Source organism: Streptomyces sp. UC4497 (assembly GCF_054871485.1).
Window position 1 is genome coordinate 177963 of record NZ_JBTYHB010000013.1, and the last position, 20661, is coordinate 198623.

At 72.4% G+C, this 20661-nt stretch carries 16 protein-coding genes and 1 pseudogene; 12 read left to right on the forward strand and 5 right to left on the reverse strand.

Annotation, left to right across the window (positions count from 1 at the left end; all coding sequences use genetic code 11):
• Positions 1–6: 6 nt before the first annotated feature.
• The 3 genes from ACYSUO_RS20520 to ACYSUO_RS20530 form a co-directional block, all read right to left on the reverse strand.
• Positions 7–1404 (reverse strand): MFS transporter, encoded by a 1398-nt coding sequence (locus ACYSUO_RS20520; RefSeq protein WP_461777690.1) that lies wholly within the window; start codon positions 1402–1404, stop codon positions 7–9.
• A gap of 8 nt (positions 1405–1412) precedes the next feature.
• Positions 1413–1868, reverse strand: coding sequence for a MarR family winged helix-turn-helix transcriptional regulator (locus ACYSUO_RS20525; protein ID WP_461777625.1), 456 nt, complete (start codon positions 1866–1868; stop codon positions 1413–1415).
• Positions 1869–1979: 111 nt separating this feature from the next.
• Positions 1980–2606: a TetR/AcrR family transcriptional regulator gene (locus ACYSUO_RS20530; RefSeq protein WP_461777626.1), complete on the reverse strand. Its 627-nt coding sequence runs from the start codon at positions 2604–2606 to the stop codon at positions 1980–1982.
• Positions 2607–2748: 142 nt separating this feature from the next.
• Between ACYSUO_RS20530 and ACYSUO_RS20535 the strand changes: the two genes are divergently transcribed.
• The 3 genes and pseudogenes from ACYSUO_RS20535 to ACYSUO_RS20545 all read left to right on the forward strand — a co-directional run bounded on the left by ACYSUO_RS20535 (position 2749) and on the right by ACYSUO_RS20545 (position 8307).
• Positions 2749–4203, forward strand: coding sequence for a cytochrome P450 (locus ACYSUO_RS20535; protein ID WP_461777627.1), 1455 nt, complete (start codon positions 2749–2751; stop codon positions 4201–4203).
• A gap of 37 nt (positions 4204–4240) precedes the next feature.
• Positions 4241–5968, forward strand: a pseudogene (locus ACYSUO_RS20540) (ABC transporter transmembrane domain-containing protein); the annotation flags it as partial.
• A 581-nt stretch (positions 5969–6549) separates the two neighbouring features.
• Positions 6550–8307, forward strand: a complete 1758-nt coding sequence (locus ACYSUO_RS20545; protein WP_461777628.1) for an ABC transporter ATP-binding protein — start codon at positions 6550–6552, stop codon at positions 8305–8307.
• A gap of 51 nt (positions 8308–8358) precedes the next feature.
• Here the strand turns inward: ACYSUO_RS20545 and ACYSUO_RS20550 are convergent, their stop codons facing one another.
• Positions 8359–9126, reverse strand: coding sequence for an MgtC/SapB family protein (locus ACYSUO_RS20550; protein ID WP_461777629.1), 768 nt, complete (start codon positions 9124–9126; stop codon positions 8359–8361).
• Positions 9127–9199: 73 nt separating this feature from the next.
• Between ACYSUO_RS20550 and ACYSUO_RS20555 the strand changes: the two genes are divergently transcribed.
• From ACYSUO_RS20555 to ACYSUO_RS20595, 9 genes are all read left to right on the forward strand, one after another.
• On the forward strand, positions 9200–9448 hold the full coding sequence (locus ACYSUO_RS20555) for a hypothetical protein (RefSeq protein WP_426895882.1): 249 nt from the start codon (positions 9200–9202) through the stop codon (positions 9446–9448).
• Positions 9449–9526: 78 nt separating this feature from the next.
• Positions 9527–10780: a cytochrome P450 family protein gene (locus tag ACYSUO_RS20560; RefSeq protein WP_461777630.1), complete on the forward strand. Its 1254-nt coding sequence runs from the start codon at positions 9527–9529 to the stop codon at positions 10778–10780.
• A 21-nt stretch (positions 10781–10801) separates the two neighbouring features.
• The gene (locus ACYSUO_RS20565) at positions 10802–11590 is read left to right on the forward strand and encodes an arylamine N-acetyltransferase family protein (protein ID WP_461777631.1); all 789 of its coding nucleotides are present in this window, start codon (positions 10802–10804) and stop codon (positions 11588–11590) included.
• A gap of 95 nt (positions 11591–11685) precedes the next feature.
• Positions 11686–12864, forward strand: a complete 1179-nt coding sequence (locus ACYSUO_RS20570) for a substrate-binding domain-containing protein (RefSeq protein ID WP_461777632.1) — start codon at positions 11686–11688, stop codon at positions 12862–12864.
• Positions 12865–12967: 103 nt separating this feature from the next.
• The gene (locus ACYSUO_RS20575) at positions 12968–14320 is read left to right on the forward strand and encodes an ABC transporter substrate-binding protein (RefSeq protein WP_461777633.1); all 1353 of its coding nucleotides are present in this window, start codon (positions 12968–12970) and stop codon (positions 14318–14320) included.
• 29 nt (positions 14321–14349) lie between these two features.
• Positions 14350–15333, forward strand: coding sequence for a carbohydrate ABC transporter permease (locus tag ACYSUO_RS20580; RefSeq protein ID WP_461777634.1), 984 nt, complete (start codon positions 14350–14352; stop codon positions 15331–15333).
• Positions 15330–16193, forward strand: coding sequence for a carbohydrate ABC transporter permease (locus ACYSUO_RS20585; RefSeq protein WP_461777635.1), 864 nt, complete (start codon positions 15330–15332; stop codon positions 16191–16193). Before ACYSUO_RS20580 ends, ACYSUO_RS20585 begins: the two co-directional genes overlap by 4 nt.
• A gap of 23 nt (positions 16194–16216) precedes the next feature.
• Positions 16217–17197 carry a hydroxyacid dehydrogenase gene (locus tag ACYSUO_RS20590; protein ID WP_461777691.1) on the forward strand — a complete coding sequence of 327 codons (981 nt, stop codon included), beginning with the start codon at positions 16217–16219 and terminating at the stop codon, positions 17195–17197.
• Entirely contained in the window at positions 17194–19071 is a 1878-nt protein-coding gene (locus tag ACYSUO_RS20595; RefSeq protein WP_461777636.1) for a DUF2264 domain-containing protein, read from the forward strand. The genes ACYSUO_RS20590 and ACYSUO_RS20595 overlap by 4 nt, the downstream gene beginning before the upstream one ends.
• Before the next feature lie 45 nt (positions 19072–19116).
• On the opposite strand, the gene ACYSUO_RS20600 is transcribed toward ACYSUO_RS20595, so the two are convergent.
• Positions 19117–20571: an MFS transporter gene (locus ACYSUO_RS20600; protein WP_461777637.1), complete on the reverse strand. Its 1455-nt coding sequence runs from the start codon at positions 20569–20571 to the stop codon at positions 19117–19119.
• Positions 20572–20661: the final 90 nt, after the last annotated feature.

Below are 20661 nucleotides of genomic sequence, written 5' to 3' on the forward strand. Positions count from 1 at the left end.
CGTGCCTCAACTCCTGCGCAGCGCCCGGTCCGTGACCGTCAGGGCCACCAGGAGGACACCGAGGACGACGGAGACGCCGGCCATCAGGTGCAGCCCGCTGTCACTGGCGCGCTGCCCGTACGCGAGGGCGATCAGACTCGACGCGGTGATGGCGCCGATGTACTGGGCGGTGCGCTGGAGCCCCGCGGCGGAGCCGATGTCGGCGGCGGGAGCGTACTCCTGCACGGCGGCCTGGTTGCAGGTGCCGACGAACCCCTGCGGGATGCCGAAGCACGCGCCCGCGAGCAGCAGCAGCGCCAGCGGCGTGTCTCCGTCGAGGAACACGAGCAGTCCCGCGCCCGCGGTGAGCAGCACGCACGCGGTGATGAGCGGGCCGCGGATGCCCTTGGTGCGGGCGCCGAGCAGCGAGCAGACCAGCGCCGTGAGCGACATCGGAAGCATCAGAAGCCCGGTGTGCCCGGAGGAGAAGCCGCGGCCCTCCTCCAGCCACTGCGTGAAGCCGTACATCACGCAGTAGATGAGCAGATAGCTGAGGCCGTGGCGGAGGTAGGTGCGGGCCAGCGGGCCGTTCCCGGCGAGCATGCGTACGTCGATGAACGGCGCCCTGCTGCGCAGCTGCCACCACACCAGCACGCCGACGAGCGCGACGAAGGGGGCGAGCAGCCACCACATGGGGTCGGACAGGTCGAGCAGGAAGAAGACGAGGACCGTCAGGGCCGTGGTGAACAGGCCGATGCCGAGGGGGTCGAGGGCGGGGCGCGGTGCCGGTTCCCCGTCCGTGGAACGCGGAGGGTCGCGCGGGATCCACAGCAGGGTGGCGGCGAACGCGATCGCCGCCACCGGCACGTTGACCGCGAAGATGCCGCGCCAGCCGACGACCATGACGAGCAGTCCGCCCAGCGTCGGGCCGACGGCCGCGCTGCCGAGCGACGCGAAGGAGAGGCGGGCCATGACGGGGCGCGGCGGGCGACGGCCCACCCGGCGGCCCTCGTCGCGCAGCACGGCCATCGCGGCCGGGTAGGCGGCGGAGGTACCGATACCGAGGAGCAGCCGGGAGACGATGAGCCAGCCGAAGGCGGGGGCGAGGGCGCCGACGATCCCGGAGAGGCACACGACGACGAGTCCCGCCAGGAACACGCGGCGCGGGCCGAGGGTGTCGGCGAGCTTGCCGAGCACGGGCTGGGCGACGGCGCTCGCCAGGTAGAGGACGGAGATCAGCCAGGCCGTGTCGGCGGCGCCGATCCCGAAGTCGTGTCCGATGGCCACCAGGGCGGTGGAGATCATCGTGGTATTGAGCGGGTTGAGCACCGAGCCGAGGAGCAGGGGCGCGGTCAGCCGGGCCCTGAACCCCTCCTGCTGCACAGGAGCCTCGCCTTCGCCGGTGACGACGGCCTGGTCTCCCACGCCTTGCGTCACTTGCGCACCAGCCGTTCGAGGAGCGCGGTGGCCTCGGCGAGCGTGCGCCGCTCGGCGGCGTCGAGTTCCTCGGTGAGCGCCTGCGTGAGCCAGCCGTGCTTGGCGGCCCGGACGGCGTCCAAGGTGGCGCGGCCGCTGTCCGTGATGGACACGACGGACTGCCGCCCGTCGTTCGGGTCCGGCTCGCGGGCCACGAAGCCCTGTTCCTCCAGGGCGCCGAGCGTGAGCCGCATGGACTGCGGCCGTACGTACTCGCCGCGGGCGAGCGCCGCGGTAGTGCCCGGGCCCTCGCTCTCCAGGCGGGCGAGGACGGTGCGCTGGGTGGGCGTGAGCAGGCTGTCCGGCGACGCGGTGCGCAGCCGGCGCGAGAGCCTGCCGACGACGGTGGCGAGATCGGCGGCGACCTGCTCGGTGGGCGGCTCGTCCCCTGCTGCTGACTGCGTTCCTGACATGCGGCCACCGTACGAGGTAGACAGGAAGCCTTGCAAGTTACCCTTATGAATCTCTGGGTTGCGGATTACGGTCACGGGTCACGGGTCACGCACCCACGAGCCCTGGTCTCGTCACAGGCCGATCGCCCCCACCAGCGCCCGCGCGCACAGGTCCCGCACCTGCTCCCGCGTGAGTTCCGGGGCGTCCAGCCAGTCGAGGCAGACGGCGACGAGGAACGCGAGCCAGCCGCGCACGGCGAGCCGCAGCGCATCCGGTGCGGGGAGGCGGTCGGCGATGTGCGGGTCCGCCGCGAGGGCAGCCATGATCTGCTCCTCGTGCGCCGCGAGCCCCTCCTGGTACGCCGCACGCACGGCCGGGTCGCCCGCCGCCTCCGCGCGGTGGAAGGCGCGGAAGCCGTCCGCGTGCGTGCCGACGTACTCGAGGAAGGTGTCGAGGCCCGTGCCGAGCTGGTCGTGGACGGGGATGCCGGGTTCGGCGGCCGTAAGGCGCAGCATCCGCTGACTCTCGCGCTGCACGACGGCGGCGAAGAAGTCCCGTTTGTTCGGGAAGTAGTGGTAGAGCAGCCCGCGCGAGACGCCGGCGATCTCCGCGACCTCCTCGATCCACACGTCGCCGTAGGGGGCCTGCGCGAACAGCCTGGCACCCACGGCGAGCAGTTGCTCGCGGCGTTCCTGCGTGCTGAGTCTGCGCCGGGTGCGCTCCCCCGGTGCCGACACTCCCCCTCGCTCCCTGGTCATGGGGCGCACCCTACTGGACACTCCGCTCCTTACTTGACGTGAGTTCAATAACAGGATCAGACTGTGGCCCGTTATTGAATCCACGTCTAACAGTGTGGTCCGGGTGTCCCAACAGGGCATCGGTGCAAGGGAGATGGACACGATGACGACGACGCCGCAGGTGACACAGACTGCGGGAACCCCACTGCCGCGAGGTTTTCGCAGCGCCGAGCAGGGGTGGCCGCGCCTGGACCGCATCCCGCGTCCGTCACGCCGGGTCCCGTTCATCGGCGATGTGGTCGGCGCGAACGTCCGCTCCCCGCTGCAGGATTCGATGAAGCTCGCCGCCGAACTCGGTCCGATCTTCCGGCGCAAGGGGTTCGGCAAGGAGATCGTGTTCGTCGCGGGCGCGGATCTCGCGGCGGAGCTGGCCGACGAGTCGCGGTTCGCCAAGCACGTCGGGCTCGGCGTCGCGAATCTGCGCCCGGTGGCGGGCGACGGCCTGTTCACCGCGTACAACCACGAGCCCAACTGGCAGCTGGCGCACGACATTCTGGCGCCGGGCTTCAGCCGCGACGCGATGGCGGGCTACCACCCGCTGATGCTGGACGTGGCGGGGCAGTTGATGGCCTCCTGGGACACGAGCGAGGCCGCGGGCCGGACGGTCGACGTGCCCACAGACATGACCAAGCTGACCCTGGAGACGATCTCCCGGACCGGGTTCGGGCACGACTTCGGGTCGTTCGAGCGCGAGCGGCCGCACCCGTTCGTCACGGCGATGGTAGGCGCCCTGACCTTCGCGCAGCGCCGCAACGTCGTGCCTCCGCTGCTGTCGTCCGTACTGTTGCGCGGCGCCGAGAAGCGCAACGCGGCGGACCGCGCGTATCTGAACCGCACGGTCGACGAGGTGGTCGCGGCGCGCCGCGCCTCCGACGGCGGGCCCGGGGACCTCCTGGACCGGATGCTGGAGGTGACGCACCCGGAGACCGGTGAGCGGCTCTCGCCGGAGAACATCCGCCGCCAGGTCATCACGTTCCTGGTGGCCGGGCACGAGACGACGTCGGGCGCCCTGTCTTTCGCCCTGCACTACCTCGCGCAGAACCCCGAGGTGCTCGCCAAGGCGCGCGACGAGGTCGACCGTGTCTGGGGCGACGTGGACGTCCCCGCGTATGAGCAGGTCGCCAAGTTGCGTTATCTGCGGCGGGTGTTGGACGAGTCGCTGCGGCTGTGGCCGACCGCGCCGGCGTTCGCCCGCGAGGCGCTAGCGGACACGACGCTCGGCGGCACGCACCCGATGCGGCGCGGCGCGTGGGCGCTGGTCCTGACGACGATGTTGCACCGCGACACGGCCGCGTGGGGCGAGGATCCGGAGGTCTTCGACCCGGAGCGGTTCACGCCGCAGGCGGTCCGCGCCCGGCCCGCGCATGTCTTCAAGCCGTTCGGCACGGGCGCCCGCGCCTGCATCGGCCGCCAGTTCGCGCTGCACGAGGCCACGCTGGTGCTCGGCCTGCTGCTGCGCCGCTACGACCTGCGGCCCGAGCCGGACTACCGGCTCGCGATCACGGAGCGCCTGACGCTGATGCCGCGCGGACTGCGGCTGCACCTGACCCGTAGGTGATCTACCCGGGGCCCGACGCCCCACATAGGGTGCGTCAATGAGTGTCACCACCACTGACCTGCCCCACGACAGACCTTCGGGGGTCGATCCCGGCGTCCCGGAACTGCGCGGTCCGGCGCGTTACTTGGGGTGGCTCATCGCCCGCCAACGCGGCCGTGTCGCCGCCGGGGCGCTGTTCGGCAGCCTGTGGATGGTGGGGCTCGCGCTGCCGCCCTACGTCCTGTCGCGCGCCGTCGACGACGGGCTGCGGGGCGGCGACTCCCGCGCGCTGTACGGGTGGTGCGGCGCCCTCCTCGCCCTCGGCGCGGTCAACGCGTGGCTCGCGATCATGCGGCACCGCACGATGACGCGGGTGCGGCTCGACGCCACCTTCCGTACGACGCGGCTCGTCACGCGGCACGCCACCGTGCTCGGGGCCGCGCTGCCGCGGCGCGTGGCGGCGGGCGAGGTCGTCACCATCGGCGTCGGCGACGTCCAGCGGATCAGCCAGACGCTGACGATCGCGGGCCCCGGCGTCGGCGCGGTCGTCGCGTACGCGGTGGTGGCCGGGCTCCTCCTGTCGATCTCGGGGCTGCTCGCGGCGGTGATCCTGCTGGGCGTGCCGCTGCTCGCCGGAGCGCTCGGGCCGCTGCTCACGCGGTTGCAGGGCGCCGAGTCCGGCTACCGGGAGCGGCAGGGTGTGCTGGCGTCGCGGCTCGCCGACCTCGTCGGCGGTCTCGGGGTGCTCGCGGGGCTCGGCGGCAAGGACGTGTACGCGGGCCGGCTGCGGCAGGACACCGCCGGGCTGCGCGCGGAGGGGTACCGGGTGGCGCGCGTGATCAGCTGGATCCAGGCGCTCGCCGTCGGCCTTCCCGCGGTCTTCCTCGCCGTGGTGACGTGGCTGGGCGCCCGGATGGCGGCCCAAGGTGAGCTGTCCATCGGCGAGTTGGTGGCCGTGTACGGGTATGTGGCGATGCTGGTCGTGCCGGTCGAGGCGTTCATCGAGGGCGGCTACGACCTGGGGCGCGGGCTCGTCGCGGCGCGGCGGGTGCTGCGGTTCCTGTCCCTCGAGCCCGAGTCGGTCGGGCACCGCTCCCCCGTGCCGGGTCCGCCGCCGGGCTCGGCGCTGCACGATCCGGTGTCCGGGGTGACGGTCGAACCGGGGCGGCTCACGGCGCTGGTGTCGGCGCGGCCCGGGGAGGCCGCGGCTGTGGTCGACCGGCTGGGCCGGTTCGCGCCGACTACGGTCACCTGGGGTGATGTCGCGTTGGACGCGGTGGACCTGGCGGAGGTGCGGCGCCGGATCCTGCTCGCGGCGCCCGAGGCGGATCTGTTCGCGGGGACGGTGCGGGAGGCGGTCACGGGGCGGTGCGCACTGGACGACGAGGCAGTGGCGGGCGCCCTGCACGCGGCAGCGGCCGACGACCTGCCGGGCGGCACGCTCCTGGCCCAGGGCCGCAACCTCTCCGGCGGCCAGCGACAACGCGTACGCCTCGCCCGTGCGTTGTACGCGGACCCCGAGATCCTCCTCGCCGTCGAACCGACGTCGGCCCTCGACGCCCACACGGAGGCACGCGCCGCGGACCGCCTCCGGGCGGCACGGCACGGCCGCACCACCGTGGTCACGGGCACATCCCCGCTCCTGCTCGACCGGGCGGACGAGGTGTGCTTCCTCCACGACGGGACGGTCCGCTCCACGGGCACCCATCGCGAACTGCTGGGCCGGGACGGGGAGTACCGGGGCTTGGTGGGGCGGGGCGCGGATGCGGGGTCGGAGGCGAGGGCCTGGGCGGGCGCGGGGGCCGGGGCGGGCGCGGGAGCTGTGCCGGACTCGGACGCTGTCCCGGGCCCGGGAGCTGTCGTGGACACGGAAGCCGTGCCGGACCCCAGGGCGGTCTCGGACCCGGACGCCTTGCCCGCCACGGACGCCATACCTGACCCGGACGCTGTCCCGGGTCCGGAAGCCGTCCTGGACACGGGAGCCGTCCTGGACACGAGGGCCGTACCGGATCCAGGGGCGGTCTCGGACCCGGGGGCCGTCCCGGACCCGGGGGCCGTCCCGGACGTAAGGGCCGCACCGGACCCAGGGGCGGCCTCGGACCCGGACGCCGTGCCGGCCTCGGACGCTGTCCCGGATCCGGGAGCAGTCGCGGACCCCGGGGCCGTGCCAGAGCCGGGAGCCGTGCCAGACCCGGATGCCGTCCCGGACCCAGGAGCCGGACCAGACCCGGACGCCGTCCCAGACCCCGGAGCCGTCCCGGACCCGGGTGCCGCGCCGGGCCCAGGAGCCGGACCGGCCCCGGACGCCATGCCCGACCCTGACGCCGTCCCGGACCCAGGAGCCGTACCCCCGGCAGGAGCCGAGTCATGAGTACCCCCCGTTTCTCCCTGCCCGTCGCCGACCGGGCCGCCGTGCGGCGCGCCGCGCTCGAACTCGTCCGCGCGGATCGGCGTGCCTTCGGCTCGACGTTGGTTCTCAACTGCCTTGCGGCGGGTGCCGGGATCGTCGGGCCGTGGCTGCTCGGGCGGATCATCGACGATGTGCGGGGCGGCACGAGTGTGGCGCACATCGATCGGGCGGCCCTGGTGATCCTGTGCTGCGCCGTGGCCCAACTCCTGCTGCTGCGCTGGGCGCGCCTGGTGGGGCATCGGTTCGGGGAGCGGACCGCCGCGCGGGTGCGGGACCGGTTCGTGGACCGGGCGCTCGGGCTGCCCGCCTCCGTGGTCGACCGGGCGGGTCCCGGTGACCTGACCAACCGGGGCACGAACGACGTGGCGGCCGTCGCGAGCGCGCTGCGCGACGCGGGTCCCGACGTGTTCGTGTCGGCGGCGCAAGTGGTGTTCCTCGCGGCCGCCGTCGTCGTGGTCGAGCCGGTGCTCGGCCTGGTCGCCCTGTGCTGCCTGGTGGGCATCCCGGTGGCGGTGCGCTGGTATCTGCGCCGGGCCCGCACCGCGTATCTCGCCCAGGGCGAGGCGGACTCGCACCTCGCCGAGCAGCTCGCGGCGACGGCGTCGGGTGCCCGCACCGTCGAGGCGTTCCGCCTCCAGGAGCAGCGCATCGAGGCGTGCGAGCGCGGCATCCGGCACAGTTACCGCACCCGTATGCGCACCCTGTCCCTACGTAGCGTGCTGTTTCCCTCGGTCGACTTCTCGTACGCCCTGCCGGTCGCCGCCGTCCTCCTTGTGGGCGGCACCCTGCATGCCCACGGCGGTCCGAGCCTCGGCGCGATCGTCACGTGCGCCCTGTATCTGCGCCAACTGTCGGGGCCGCTGGACACGATCCTGTTCTGGGTGGAGCAACTACAGAGCAGCGGCGCCTCGTTCGCCCGCGTCGAAGGCATCGGCGGCACACCACCACGCGCACCCGCGCGTGAGGCGGCCGTTCCGTCCGGTGACGCCATCCAACTGCGTTCAGTGCACTACGCGTACGAGGGCGGTGGCGATGTCGTCCATGGAGTGGACCTGACCGTGCGGGCGGGCGAACGGCTCGCCGTGGTCGGCCCGTCCGGGGCGGGCAAGACCACCCTGAGCAAACTCCTCGCGGCGATCGACGCGCCGCGCACCGGGACGGTCAGCGTCGGCGGCGTCCCGGTCACGGAGCTCGCGCCCGAACAGCTCCGCCGTCACATCGTCCTGGTCACACAGGAGCACCACGTGTTCCTCGGCTCGGTCCGCGACAACCTGCGCATCGCCGCGCCCGACGCGGAGGACGCGGACCTGAGCGCGGCACTCGCGGCGGTCGGCGCCGACGACTGGGCGGACGCGCTCCCCCAGGGTCTGGACACGGAACTCGGCGCCGGCGGCCTGCGCCTCGAAGGCCCGCAGGCGCAGCAGCTGGCGCTGGCCCGCGTGGTGTTGGCGGACCCGCACACCGTGGTCCTCGACGAGGCGACCGCCCTGCTCGACCCGACGACGGCCCGCCACACCGAACGGGCCCTCGCGGCGGTGCTGCACGGACGCACCGTCATCGCCGTCGCCCACCGCCTGCACACGGCGCACGACGCGGACCGGGTCGCGGTCATGGAGGACGGCCGGCTGACCGAACTCGGCCCGCACACGGAACTGGTGGCGGCAGACGGCGCGTACGCCGCGCTGTGGCGGTCGTGGCACGGGACGCGGACGTAGACCTGGCGGGTCGCCACCGCGAGCAGCCCCGGCGCACCGCTCCCGCCGGGGCTACTCGTCCGGCGCCGCCGCAAGCGACGCCACATCCAGCACCCCGTCCAACTCCGCGAGCACGGCCGCGAGTTCCGGTACGTCCGACGCGCCCTCGATCTCCATGCGTACGGCCATCGTCCCGATCCGGCCGCTGCCGGGCTCGTAGTCGGCGCTGTCGTTGCGCAGTTCGACGACCCGGAACCCGCGGCTCGTGCACTCCTCGAGGACGCGGGTGAGGACGCTGGAACCGACCCGGTAGGCGAGGTGCAGACCCGAGCGACGCTCCGTGGCCAGGGCCGGTACGCGCCGCGTCAGCCAGGGGTAGCCGCGGACGACCAGGAAGTGACAGGCCGTCGCGGCGAACGCGAGCAGCGGCAGGCCGCCGCCGCAGGCCATCCCTATGGCACACGTCAGCCAGACGGTCGCGGCGGTGGTCAGTCCGCGCACCGCGTCGCGCCGCACGAAGATGAGGCCGCCACCGATGAAGCCGATACCGGAGACGATCTGCGCGGCGACACGTGACGGGTCGAACGACACGCTGTCCATGCCGAGCACGGAGTTGAACCCGTGTTGCGACACCTCCATGAACAGCGCGCTTCCCACGCCGACGAGGGTGTGCGTGCGCAGCCCCGCGCTCTTCTGCTGGACGGCGCGCTCCGCCCCGATCAGCGTGGAGAGCACCAGGGCGAGACCCAACTCGGCCAGCTGCCGCAGGCCTTGTCCGGCGTCCGGGTCGAACAGGGAGAACGCGAGCGGGGACGACAAGTGCGGGTCCCTCCTCTCCATCGAGTTGATCTTCCCGAGGGTAGTCCCGCGTCCGCTCAGCCGGATTGTCAGACCCATGCGCAAGAGTGGAGTCATGAACGGGACCAGGAATCACGGACAGCTGACCATGAACCCCGAGTTGGCCGCGGCTCAGGCGTGCCTGCGCCTCATGCACACGGCACGCGCGGCGCTCTCCTCATCCGAACCACCGGCCACGGCCGCGGTACTCACCGTGCCGATCGCCGAGGCCGACGAGGCACTGAGCAGGGCGGGCCTCGCGGGCAACGAGGCGTGGTTGCTCGAGCGGATCTATGGTCTGGGCCTGGAGGCCGAGGCGCCCTAGCATCAGCCTTGATCCGTAGACGGTGTGTCGGTCGTGTTCCGGTGCATCGCCACTCCTCCGGCTTGCAAGGAGCTCGACGTGACCACTGTCTCCTCGGACCAGCCACACCGCATCGACCCGTCCGGCGGCTGCCCGCACGCGCGCAACGCCCGGTTGCGCGCCGAGGGCGCGGTGGCCGCCGTGCTGCTGCCCGATGACGTACAGGGCATGCTCGTACTCGGCCACGATGCGCTGAAGGAGTTCCTCGGGCACGGCGATGTCGCCAAGGACGCCCGGCACTTCACGGCGCTCGCCGAGGGCCGAATACCCGAGGGGTGGCCGCTGCGGACGTTCGCGACGGTGCGCGGGATGACGACGGCCGACGGAGAGGACCACCGGCGACTGCGGTCCCTGGTGAGCCGGGCGTTCACGGCGCGGCGGGTCGAGGCGCTGCGGCCGCGGGTGGAGGCGCTGACGGACGAACTGCTGGACGGGCTGGCCGCGGCGGCGCGGGACGGGGACGGCGTGGCCGATCTGCGCAGGCACTTCGCGCTGCCGCTGCCCATGGGAGTGATCTGCGAACTCTTCGGCGTGGACGCGGAGTTCAGAGACAGACTGCACCGCCTCTCCAGCGAGGTCGTGGCCACGAACATCGAACCGGCAAGAGCCGTGGCCGCCAACCAGGAGATGGTGTCGGTGCTTGCCCAGGTCGTCGCCGCCCGCACGCGGGAGCCGGGCGACGATCTGACGAGCGCCCTGCTCGCGGCCCAGGAGGCGGACGGGGACCGGCTCAGCCGCGAGGAATTGATCGGCACCCTCATCCTGTTCGTCGTCGCCGGGCACGAGACGACGCTGAACCTGATCACGAACGCGGTGCGCGCCCTGTGTGCCCACCGCGAGCAGCTGGCCCTCGTGCGCGACGGCGCGGCGGGCTGGACGGATGTCGTGGAGGAGACGCTGCGCTGGGACAGCCCGGTCAGTTACTTCCCGTTCCGCTACCCGACCCGGGACCTCACGGTCGACGGCACGCTGATACCGAAGGGCACGCCCGTGCTCGCCGGTTACACGGGCGCGGGCCGCGACCCGGCGGCGCACGGCCCGGACGCCGATCGCTTCGACGTCACGCGCGCCCTGCCGGGCCGGCATCTCTCGCTCGGGCACGGGGCGCACTACTGCCTGGGCGCCCCGCTGGCCCGGCTCGAGGCTACGGTGGCCCTGGAGCGCCTCTTCACCCGGTTCCCGGCGCTCGACCTGGCCGTTCGCGAGGAGGAGTTGCCCGTGAACTCGAGTTTCGTGGGCAACAAGGTGGTCGAGCTCCCGGTACGCCCGGGGCCGGACGCCCGCCACGGCTGACGCCGCTGCGACACTGGCGTCATGGATCACCTCCGCACCGACGCCTACCTCCGCCGCATCGGCGCCGACCGCCCCTCGGCGCCGACCGCGGACGCGCTGCGCACGCTGCACCTGACGCATCTGCTCGCCGTGCCGTTCGAGAACCTCTCCGTGCATCTGGGCGAAGAGATCGTCCTCGACGCGGACGCACTGGTCGCGAAGCTGGTGGACCGCCGCCGCGGGGGCTTCTGCTACGAGCTCAACGGGGCGTTCGGCGCCCTGCTCTCCACCCTCGGTTACGAGGTGACGCCGCTCCAGGCGCGGGTCGTGGGCAAGGACGGCCGGCCCGGCATCCCGTACGACCACATGGCGCTCCGCGTGCGCACGGCCGAGGGCACGACGTGGCTCGCAGACGTCGGCTTCGGCACCCACACGCACTATCCGCTGGCCTTCGACGAACGGGGCGAACAGCCCGACCCGGGCGGAGTGTTCCGGATCGAGGACGCGGCCGAGGGCGACCTCCTCGTGCTGCGGAACGGCGAGCCCCAGTATCTGCTCGAGCAACGCCCGCGCACACTGCGCGACTTCGAGGCCGGCGCCTGGTACCACCGCACCTCACCCGCCTCCCACTTCACACAGTCCCTGGTCTGTTCGCGGCTCACCGAGGACGGCCGGATCACCCTCAGCGGTCATACGCTCACGACCACCGTCGACGACGACCGCACCGTCACCGAGCTCCCCACCGACGCCTCCGTCCTCGAGGCCTACGACCAGCACTTCGGCATCGTCCTCGATCACGTACCGCCGGAGCCGAATCCGACGGAGGGCTGACGTCCGACGCCGCCCGCTGGTTATGCTCGCCCGAAGCGTTCAACGAAACGCTCAAACGAACAACAGGACCAGCGGGACACGAGGGGGCCATCAGCATGCGCGAACCGGTCGATCTCAGGCGGCAGCGGATCCTTGCCGCCGTGCAGGCGCGCGGCGCGACGCGGGTCAGCGATCTGGCCACGGAGCTCGCGGTGTCGGTGGTGACACTCCGCCGCGACGTGGAGGAGCTCGCACGCGCGGGCAAGCTGCGCCGCGGGCACGGCGTCGCCCGACCGATCCTGCCGGAGCAGGACGAGGGACACGACCAGCGACAGGAACAGCGCGAGGCCCGGGCGGCGGCCCCGGGCGTCGACCTGGACGACGGCCCCGACGGCGGCCCCGTCGCCGTCGTCGTCCCCGAGCGTCACGCGTACCTGTACGAGATGCTGCACGGCGCCCGCACCGCGTTCGAGGAGGCCGGGGTCCGCATCGCCCTGCACATCGCCCCCGCCGCCCCGGGCGCCGAACAGCCCCTCGTGGAGCGGGCGTTGGCGGACGGGGCGCGCGGCCTGCTCATCGCCCCGCGCTGGCGCAGCCTCGCCACCGAGGAGGCCGACTACGCCTGGCTCGCGCGGGTCGACGTGCCCACGGTGGTGATGGAGCGCCGGCCGCGCAGGGGCAGCGCGGTGCACGCCGTGGACACCGTGTGCACGGACCACTGGTACGGCGTGCACCTCGCCGTCGAGCACCTCACGGGCCTCGGTCACCGCCGTATCGTGCTCGCGGCGCGCGACGACAGTCCGACGGCGCGCGCGGTGCGTGCCGCGTTCACCGAGATCGCGGCGGACCATCCGCAGGTGGACAAGTGGGCAGTCGCCCTCAGTTCCCCCCGCGCCGTTCCCGAGCCGGAGGCGGAGGACGGCGAGAAGCCCCTCGAACTGCCGCCCCTGCTGGAGGAGCTGGGGGCCACGGGTGTCCTGCTGCACGGTGACGTCGACGCGCTGATGCTCGTCCAGTCGCTTCGCGACGCGGGGGTCCGCGTCCCGGAGGACTGCTCCGCGATCGCGTACGACGACGTGGTCGCGGGGCTCGGCAGCACTCCCCTGACGGCCGTGTCGCCGCCGAAGGCGGAGGTCGGCCGGGCGGCGGCCGAGCTGCTGCTGCAGCGCCTTGGCCGGGGCGCGGGAGCCGGTCCCGCTCACCGGGTCGAGCTGCTGCCGACGCTCAAGGTGCGCGGTTCCACCCGTTCCGCCCCGTATCGCGACCCGCTGCCCTCAACCCCCGCCGCACACTGAACGTTTGACCGTTTCATTTTCTTCTGATCGATCTATTGACCGCATCTCGTGAACCGATCAGGATTCCCGTGACTCGAACACGCAGGAGCCGCGGGAGGCGCCCATGCCTGGTCGACAGAGCCGTCGATCGGTGCTCGCCGCGATCACCGCGCTGCCCCTGACGGGCGCCCTTGGCGCCTGCAGTGGGAACGACAGCGCGGCGTCGGCAAGCTCTAGCTCAAGCAGGACAGGCAAGACCGGCAAGACCACCATCACCTTCTGGTCCGCCCTTCGGGGCAGCCAGGAGGTGGTGGACGAGTTCAACAAGACGCACGATCACATCAAGGTCGACTACCAGCAGGTCCCGTCCGGCACGCAGGGCGGCTATCTGAAACTGAGCAACGCGGCGCGCGCGGGCAACGCCCCCGATGTCGCCACCATCGAGTACCCCCAGCTGCCGGGCTTCGCCATCGACGGTGTCGCGCGCGACATCACCGAGCTCATCAGCGACAAGCTGCGCCGCAAGCTGCTTCCGCAGGCGCTCGGCCTGACCACGTTCGAGGGGCACACCTTCAGCGTGCCGCTGGACATCGAGCCGATGGTGATGCACTACCGCAAGGACCTCTTCGACAAGTACGGCTTCGAAGTCCCCACCACCTGGGACGAGTTCGCGGACCTTGCGCGGAAGGTGCGGCGTACCGGCGGCGGGCGCAAGCTCACACTGTTCCCCACCGACGGGATGACGCAGTTCGCCGCCTGGGCCTGCCAGGCGGGCGCCCAGTGGTTCGACACTTCGCACGGCGCCTGGAACGTCTCCATGGTGGACGCCCCGACCCGGAAGGTCGCCGCGTACTGGCAGCGCCTCATCGACGAGGGACTCGTCTACACCAACGCCTCCAGCGCCCGCATCTCCGACGCACAGATCGGCACGGGCCTGGTCCTGACCCGGCTCAGCGGGGCCTGGGACGCGGGCGCGCAGATGAACGCGCGCCCCGAACAGAAGGGCCTGTGGCGCATCGCGCCGCTTCCCCAGTGGACCCCGGACAAGCCGTCCCTCGGCACCCACGGCGGCTCCACGTTCGCCGTGACGAAGGACAGCAGGAAGCCCGAGGCCGCCATGGAGTTCATCGAGTGGCAGGTGTCGCACCCCGACGCCCTCAAGGCCCGGCTGTCCAGCGGCGCGAGCAGCCAGTACCCGGCCGTCAGCGATCTGGTCCCGGTCGGCAGCAAGGCGTTCGACAAGTCGTACTACGGCGGGCAGGACATCTACCGGCTCTTCGAGGAGGAGGCGCACAAGATCCGCGACGGCTGGGTCTGGGGTCCTCGCATGACCGCGACCGGCTATGTCATGCAGGACGCCTTCGCCCGCGCGGGTGCCGGTTCCGGCACCCTCCTGTCCGCCGCGCGCGCGGCGCAGGACGGCACGATGCCCGACCTGAAGGCGCTCGGCCTCAAGACCACCACCCGTTCCACGTGAACGCCCGCACCCCGAAAGGCAGGTGACCCATGACCGCGACAACCCATGCCCCCACGGCCGCGCCCGCCCCACAGGAGGCGGGCAGCCACACCGCGCGCAAGGCACAGCGGGCGGCCAAGCGCCGCCGCGGCGGTGCGGCCGGCGTCCTGATGGCGCCGTTCTTCGTCCTGCTCACGCTGGTCTTCCTGATCCCGGTCGGCACCGCGGTGTGGCTGAGCTTCTTCAGCGACGACCAGCCGGGCCTCGGCTTCGGCCCCGAGCGCACCGTCTTCGTGGGCCTGCGCTCGTACGCCGCCGTGATCACCGACCCGACGTTCCTGTCCGGGCTCGGCACGGTCGCGCTGTACTGCGTGATCTACATCCCGCTGATGGTGATCGGCTCGCTCACGCTGGCGCTGCTGCTCGACTCCGGTGTCGTACGGCTGCGGTCCTGGGCCCAGTTGGGCCTGTTCCTGCCGCACGCGGTGCCCGGCATCATCGCGGCCCTGATCTGGCTGTACCTCTACACGCCGGGTATCAGCCCGGTCGTCGAGGTGCTCGGCAAGGCGGACATCCAGATCGACTTCCTCGGTCTGCACACCACGCTGCCGTCGATCGTGAACATCGCCCTGTGGTCGAACCTCGGCTACAACATGGTGATCTTCTACGCGGCCCTGCAGGCGGTCCCCCGCGAGGTCCTGGAGGCGTCCGTCGTCGACGGCGCGGGTCCCGTGCGCACCGCGCTGCAGGTGAAGACGCCACTCGTGCGCTCCTCCGTGGTCATGGTCGCGATGTTCACGCTGATCTGGGCGCTGCAACTGTTCACCGAGCCCATGCTGCTGCACCAGTCCTCGCAGATGGTGGACACCCGGTTCTCGCCGAGCATGTACATCTACGACGCGGCCTTCAGCCGCAACAACTACTCCCTCGCGGCCGCCGCGTCGGTGATCCTGCTGATCATCACCATCGCCGTCTCCTACGGGGTCACCCGCTGGACCAACCGCGTCAACTCGGCCGAGGAGGACGCCCGATGAGCGCCACCGACTCCACCCTCCTCCGTCCCCGGATGCTGGGGCGCGCGACGGTCAACGTCGTCGTCGCGATCTCCGTTCTGTACACGCTGCTTCCGGTCCTGTGGCTGGTCCTCGCCTCGACCAAGTCCCGCGACGCGCTGTTCAGCAGCAGCATCCTGTCGTTCAGCGACTTCTCCCTCGTGCAGAACCTCAAGGACCTGTTCGCGATGGACGGAGGCCTCTACAGCCGCTGGTACGGCAACAGCCTGCTGTACGCGGTCCTGGGCGCGGCGATCGGCGCGCTGATCAGCGTCGCCTGCGGCTACGCCTTCGACAAGTACCACTTCCGGCACAAGGAGAAGCTGTTCGGCCTGGTGCTCGCGGCGGTCATGGTGCCGCAGACGGTGCTCGCGCTGCCGCTGTACCTGATCGCTTCGGCGACAGGCGTCGTGAACACCTTCTGGTCCGTGTTCATCCCGGTCCTGTTCAACCCGTTCGGCGTGTACCTCGGCCGCATCTTCGCCCAGGGGTACGTACCGAACGAGGTCCTGGAGGCCGCGCGCGTCGACGGCGCGAGCGAACTCGCGACGTACTTCAAGGTCGCGCTGCGGATGCTGGGCCCCGGCCTGGTCACGGTCTTCCTCTTCCAGCTCACCACGATCTGGAACAACTTCTTCCTGCCGATGGTGATGCTGTCGAACCAGGATCTGTATCCCGTCAGCCTCGGCCTGTTCCAGTGGAACAGCCAGGCGACCGTCTCGCCCGAGTACTACCCGGTGGTGATCATGGGCTCGCTCCTCGCGGTCCTCCCTCTCGTCCTCGCGTTCATCTTCCTCCAGCGCTTCTGGCGCTCCGGCCTCACGGCGGGGGCGGTCAAGTGAGCAAGCCCCGCGTGGCGCTGGCCATGTCCCCCCAGGCCGCGGCGGCCGTCTTCTCGCCGCGGTCCATGGCCGCGCTCACGGAGGTCTGCGACCTCGCACCGCTGCCCGTGCTCGACGACCTCACGTCCGCCCGGGCGAAGGAGGTCCTGGCCGGCGTCGAGGTACTCGTCACCGGCTGGGGCTGTCCGCCGCTCGACGCCGACGTGCTGGCGGCGGCGCCCGCTCTCAAGGCCGTGGTGCACTCGGCCGGTTCGGTGCGCGGGCACGTCACCGAGGCCTGTTGGGAGCGCGGCATCGCGGTGTCCTCGGCGGCCGCGGCCAACGCGCTGCCGGTCGCCGAGTACACCCTCGCGATGATCCTGCTGCACGGCAAGCACGTCCTGGAACGGGCCCGCGACTTCCACCGCGAGCGCGAGCGCGGCGACTGGCTGCTCACCTCCCACGAGGTGGGCAACTACCGCCGCACGGTGGGCATCCTGTCCGCCTCGCTCATCGGCCGCCGGGTGATCGAACTGCTGCGCCCCTTCGACTTCGAGGTGCTGCTGCACGACCCGTACGTCTCCGACGAGGATGCGGCCGCGCTGGGCGTGGAGCGGGTCGGTCTGCCCGAACTGTTCACGCGCAGCGATCTGTTGAGCGTCCACACGCCGCTGCTGCCCAGCACGACCGGGCTGGTCAGCAGGGAGCTGCTGAGTTCGATGCGGCCGGGCGCCACGCTCATCAACACCGCGCGCGGCGCCGTCGTCGACCAGGACGCCCTGACCGACGTGGTCCGCGCGGGCCGCATCCGCGCGGTCCTGGACGTCACGGACCCGGAGGCGCTGCCCGCGGACCACCCGCTGTGGGGCTGTCCGAACGCGCTGATCACCCCCCATCTGGCCGGCTCCCAGGGCAACGAGTGGCAGCGCCTCGCCGACACCGCGGTCGGCGAACTGACCCGCTGGTCCAGGGGCGAAGGCTTCGCCCACCCCGTACGACGCGAAAGGCTGGCGTACCTCGCATGAACCCCACCCCGTTCGATCTCCCCGCCGAGAACCGGGAGTTGAGCCCGCACACCGGATTCACCCGGGCGCACTGGGAGGCCGTCGCCGACGGGCTGCTCGGGGCGGCCTGGCGGTGGGCGACACCCGAGGGCGCACTGCTCGATCTGCCGGGCCGGCCCTCGGGATCCGGTGTCCGCTCGGACGGGCTCGAGGGTTATGCCCGTACGTTCCTGGCGGCCGGTTTCCGGGTCGCGGGCGCGCAGGGCAAGGACCCGCACGGCTGGCTCGACCGGTACGCCAGCGGCCTCGCGGCGGGCACCCGGACGCCGGGGCAGGGCGACGCCGAGTCCTGGCCGCTGATCCTCGACCACCACATCCAGGGCCAGCCGATGGTGGAGTCCGCCTCGGTGGCGCTCGGCCTGTCGCTGACCCGGCCGTGGCTGTGGGACCGGCTCGACAGTGACGTACAGGACCGGGCGGAGAAGTGGCTGCGCGGCGCGATCACGCACACGCCCGCCCCGAACAACTGGTACCTCTTCCCGTTCATGGTGGCCTCGTTCCTGGAGTCCGTCGGCCGCGCCGACGCGGCCACGACGCGCGCCATCCAGCGGGCGCTCGACCTGCTGGAGACCTGGTACGAGGGCGACGGCTGGTACCGCGACGGCGACGGGCGGGCCTTTGACCACTACAACGGCTGGGCACTGCACCTGTACCCGATGCTGCACGCCCATCTGACGGGCGACTCCGCCCTTTCGGAGCGGGTGGGTCCGCGCCTGCGCGAGCACCTCGAGGGCTTCTCGCTGCTCTTCGGCGCCGACGGGGCGCCGATCCACTTCGGGCGTTCGCTCACCTACCGGTTCGCGGCGTCGGCGGCCGTCGGCATCGGCGCGGTCACCGGGCACACTCCGCTGTCCCCGGGCACGTCACGCCGTCTGATCAGCGGGAACCTGCGCTACTTCCTGGACCGTGGCGGCGTCACGGACGAGGGGCTACTCAGCCTCGGCTGGCACGGCCCGCACGACGCGACGCTGCAGCACTACTCGGGCCCGGCGTCCCCGTACTGGGCGTCGAAGGGCTTCGTCGCGCTGCTGGCGGGCGAGGACGATCCGCTGTGGACGGCGCCCGAGGAGGCGGCGCCGAGCGAAGGCCCCGACCGGGTGCTCGCGCTGCCCGCGCCGGGCCTGCTGGTGCAGTCCACGCAGGCGGACGGGATCGTACGGCTGCACAACCACGGCAGCGACCACGTCCGCCCGTTCGAGGGCGAGGTCGCGGCCGATGCCGACGCCCTCTACAGCCGTCAGGCCTACTCCACGCACACCGGTCCCACGTCCCGGGCCAACCCGGCGGACAACCATCTGTCGGTCGAGCGCGACGGCGTCGGCAGCGCCCGGTGCCGCATCCATCCGCTGGGGGCGGGCCAGGGCGACGGCTGGGGCTGGGCGGCGTCCTGGCACCGGCCGGTGTTCACGTCGGGGCCGCCGATGGTGCCGGGGCTGCGCGTCGAGAGCGTGACCGTGGCGCGCGGCGCTTACGAGCTGCGGGTGCACCGGGTGGTCGGCGCCCCGCACGGCGCGCGGGCGACGCTCACCGGCTGGGCCACGGACGCGTTGCACTCGGAGCTGGTCGGCCTGCGCGGCTGGGAGCTGCGGGACGAGGTGCGCGCGCCGCAGGGAACGGCGTACGAGCCGTGGGTGCGGGTGCCGCGCCTCGCGGCGGACGTGGACGGGACGGCCGTGTTCGTCGCGTTGGCCGCACTCGGCGCGCAGCCGCCGCAGGCACCGCTCGCGGACGCCGTGTCCGATGTCGCGGTCCTGGACGGGGAGTTGACGGTGAGCTGGAGCGACGGCGCGCGCACCGTCGTCGGGTTCGAGCCGCTGCACGTTCAGCACGGCTGAGCGGGGTTGTTCGGCGGCCCGCACATGCGGGCCGCCGTCGTCGCCTCACGTTCCCTTCGCGGTGGGCACCGGGGCCGGGGCGCCCGTGACGGCGCGGCCCGGCGCGCCGTCGGAGGGGACGACCAGGGCGACCGCTGTGGCCACCAAGGCAACCGCACCCGCCATGGCGAAGGCCATCTGGTAGCCATGCAGGGACGGGACGTCGGCGCCGCCGAGACGGGTCGTGTGGTGGACGAGCACGGCGGCGACGGCGGCGCTGGAGACGGCCTGCCCGATGGTGCGCATGAGGACGTTGACGCCGTTCGCGGAGGCCGTCGCGGCGGCCGGGACGGCGCGCAGGATCAGGGTGGGCAGCGCCGAGTAGGCGAGGGTGGTGCCGGTGGAGACGACGGCGGCGCCGACGAGGATCACCCACAGGTCGGTGCTGTCGACGATGCGGATCGCGTAGCCGAGGGCGAGCACCACACCGCCGATGGCGAGCGTGATCCGGGGGCCGCGCGCGGCGGAGATACGGGCCGAGACCGGCGAGAACAGCAGCATGATGACGCCGCTTGGCAGCATGCACAGGCCGGTGGCGACGATGGACAGGCCGAGCCCGTAGCCGGTGGCGACGGGGGCCTGCACGAGCTGTGCGGTGACGAGCGAGTTGGCGTAGAAGGCGAAGCCGGTGAGCAGCGCCGCGAGGTGCGGCAGCCCGACGCGGCGGCCGACGGCCAAGCGCAGGTCCACCAGGGGCCCCTTGGCGCACAGTTGCTGCCATGCCCACAGGCCGAGGATCAGGACGGCGCCGGCAAACAGACCGAGCACCACGGGGCTCCCCCAGCCCCACTGGCCGCCCTGCGAGACGCCGAGCAGCAGGCAGACGAGGCCCGCGGCGAGACCCAGTGTGCCGAGCACGTCGAAGCGGCCCGGGGAGCGGACCGGTGACTCGCGCACCGCCCACCAGGCGAGGCCGAGGCCGAGCGCGCCGAGGGCGCTGGTCGCCCAGAACATGACGTGCCAGTCGGCGTACTGCACGATGAGCGCGGCGAGCGGCAGGCCGAGCCCTGCGCCGATGCCGACCGTCGAGCTCATCAGGGCGACGGCGGATCCGGTGCGGTGCGGCGGAAGTTCGTCGCGCAGGATGCTGATGGACAGCGGCACGACGGCGGCCGCGGCGCCCTGCAACGCGCGGGCGGCGATGAGCAGATGGATGTCGGAGGTCAGCGCGCACAGCACCGACCCGGCGGTCATCAGGGCGAGCGCGCCGAGCAGCACGCGCCGCTTGCCGTACATGTCGCCGGCCCGGCCGAGGACCGGGGTGAGGACGGCCCCGGCGAGCAGGGTCGCGGTGACCATCCAGGACACGGCGGCGGGCGAGGCGCCGGTCAGCCGCGGCAGGTCGGGCAGGAGCGGGACGACGACGGTCTGCATGACCGCCATGAGGATGCCGCCGAAGGCGAGCACGGGCACGGCGAGCCGCTCGCGCAGGGGCGTCGCCGATATCGGGGCAGGACTCATGTGTCTCCGGTCGCGGCGGGCGGTGCCGTTCGGGGGGAACGCGGATTCGACGGTTCGATGCATTATTCACGGAACTCCTCGCCCTGTCTG

Coding starts and splice junctions, on each gene's coding strand:
- ACYSUO_RS20525 (WP_461777625.1), bottom strand. CDS start 1,868: ATGTCAGGAACGCAGTCAGCAGCAGGGGACGAGCCGCCCACCGAGCAG.
- ACYSUO_RS20530 (WP_461777626.1), bottom strand. CDS start 2,606: ATGACCAGGGAGCGAGGGGGAGTGTCGGCACCGGGGGAGCGCACCCGG.
- ACYSUO_RS20535 (WP_461777627.1), top strand. CDS start 2,749: ATGACGACGACGCCGCAGGTGACACAGACTGCGGGAACCCCACTGCCG.
- ACYSUO_RS20545 (WP_461777628.1), top strand. CDS start 6,550: ATGAGTACCCCCCGTTTCTCCCTGCCCGTCGCCGACCGGGCCGCCGTG.
- ACYSUO_RS20550 (WP_461777629.1), bottom strand. CDS start 9,126: ATGGAGAGGAGGGACCCGCACTTGTCGTCCCCGCTCGCGTTCTCCCTG.
- ACYSUO_RS20555 (WP_426895882.1), top strand. CDS start 9,200: ATGAACGGGACCAGGAATCACGGACAGCTGACCATGAACCCCGAGTTG.
- ACYSUO_RS20565 (WP_461777631.1), top strand. CDS start 10,802: ATGGATCACCTCCGCACCGACGCCTACCTCCGCCGCATCGGCGCCGAC.
- ACYSUO_RS20570 (WP_461777632.1), top strand. CDS start 11,686: ATGCGCGAACCGGTCGATCTCAGGCGGCAGCGGATCCTTGCCGCCGTG.
- ACYSUO_RS20575 (WP_461777633.1), top strand. CDS start 12,968: ATGCCTGGTCGACAGAGCCGTCGATCGGTGCTCGCCGCGATCACCGCG.
- ACYSUO_RS20580 (WP_461777634.1), top strand. CDS start 14,350: ATGACCGCGACAACCCATGCCCCCACGGCCGCGCCCGCCCCACAGGAG.
- ACYSUO_RS20585 (WP_461777635.1), top strand. CDS start 15,330: ATGAGCGCCACCGACTCCACCCTCCTCCGTCCCCGGATGCTGGGGCGC.
- ACYSUO_RS20590 (WP_461777691.1), top strand. CDS start 16,217: ATGTCCCCCCAGGCCGCGGCGGCCGTCTTCTCGCCGCGGTCCATGGCC.
- ACYSUO_RS20595 (WP_461777636.1), top strand. CDS start 17,194: ATGAACCCCACCCCGTTCGATCTCCCCGCCGAGAACCGGGAGTTGAGC.
- ACYSUO_RS20600 (WP_461777637.1), bottom strand. CDS start 20,571: ATGAGTCCTGCCCCGATATCGGCGACGCCCCTGCGCGAGCGGCTCGCC.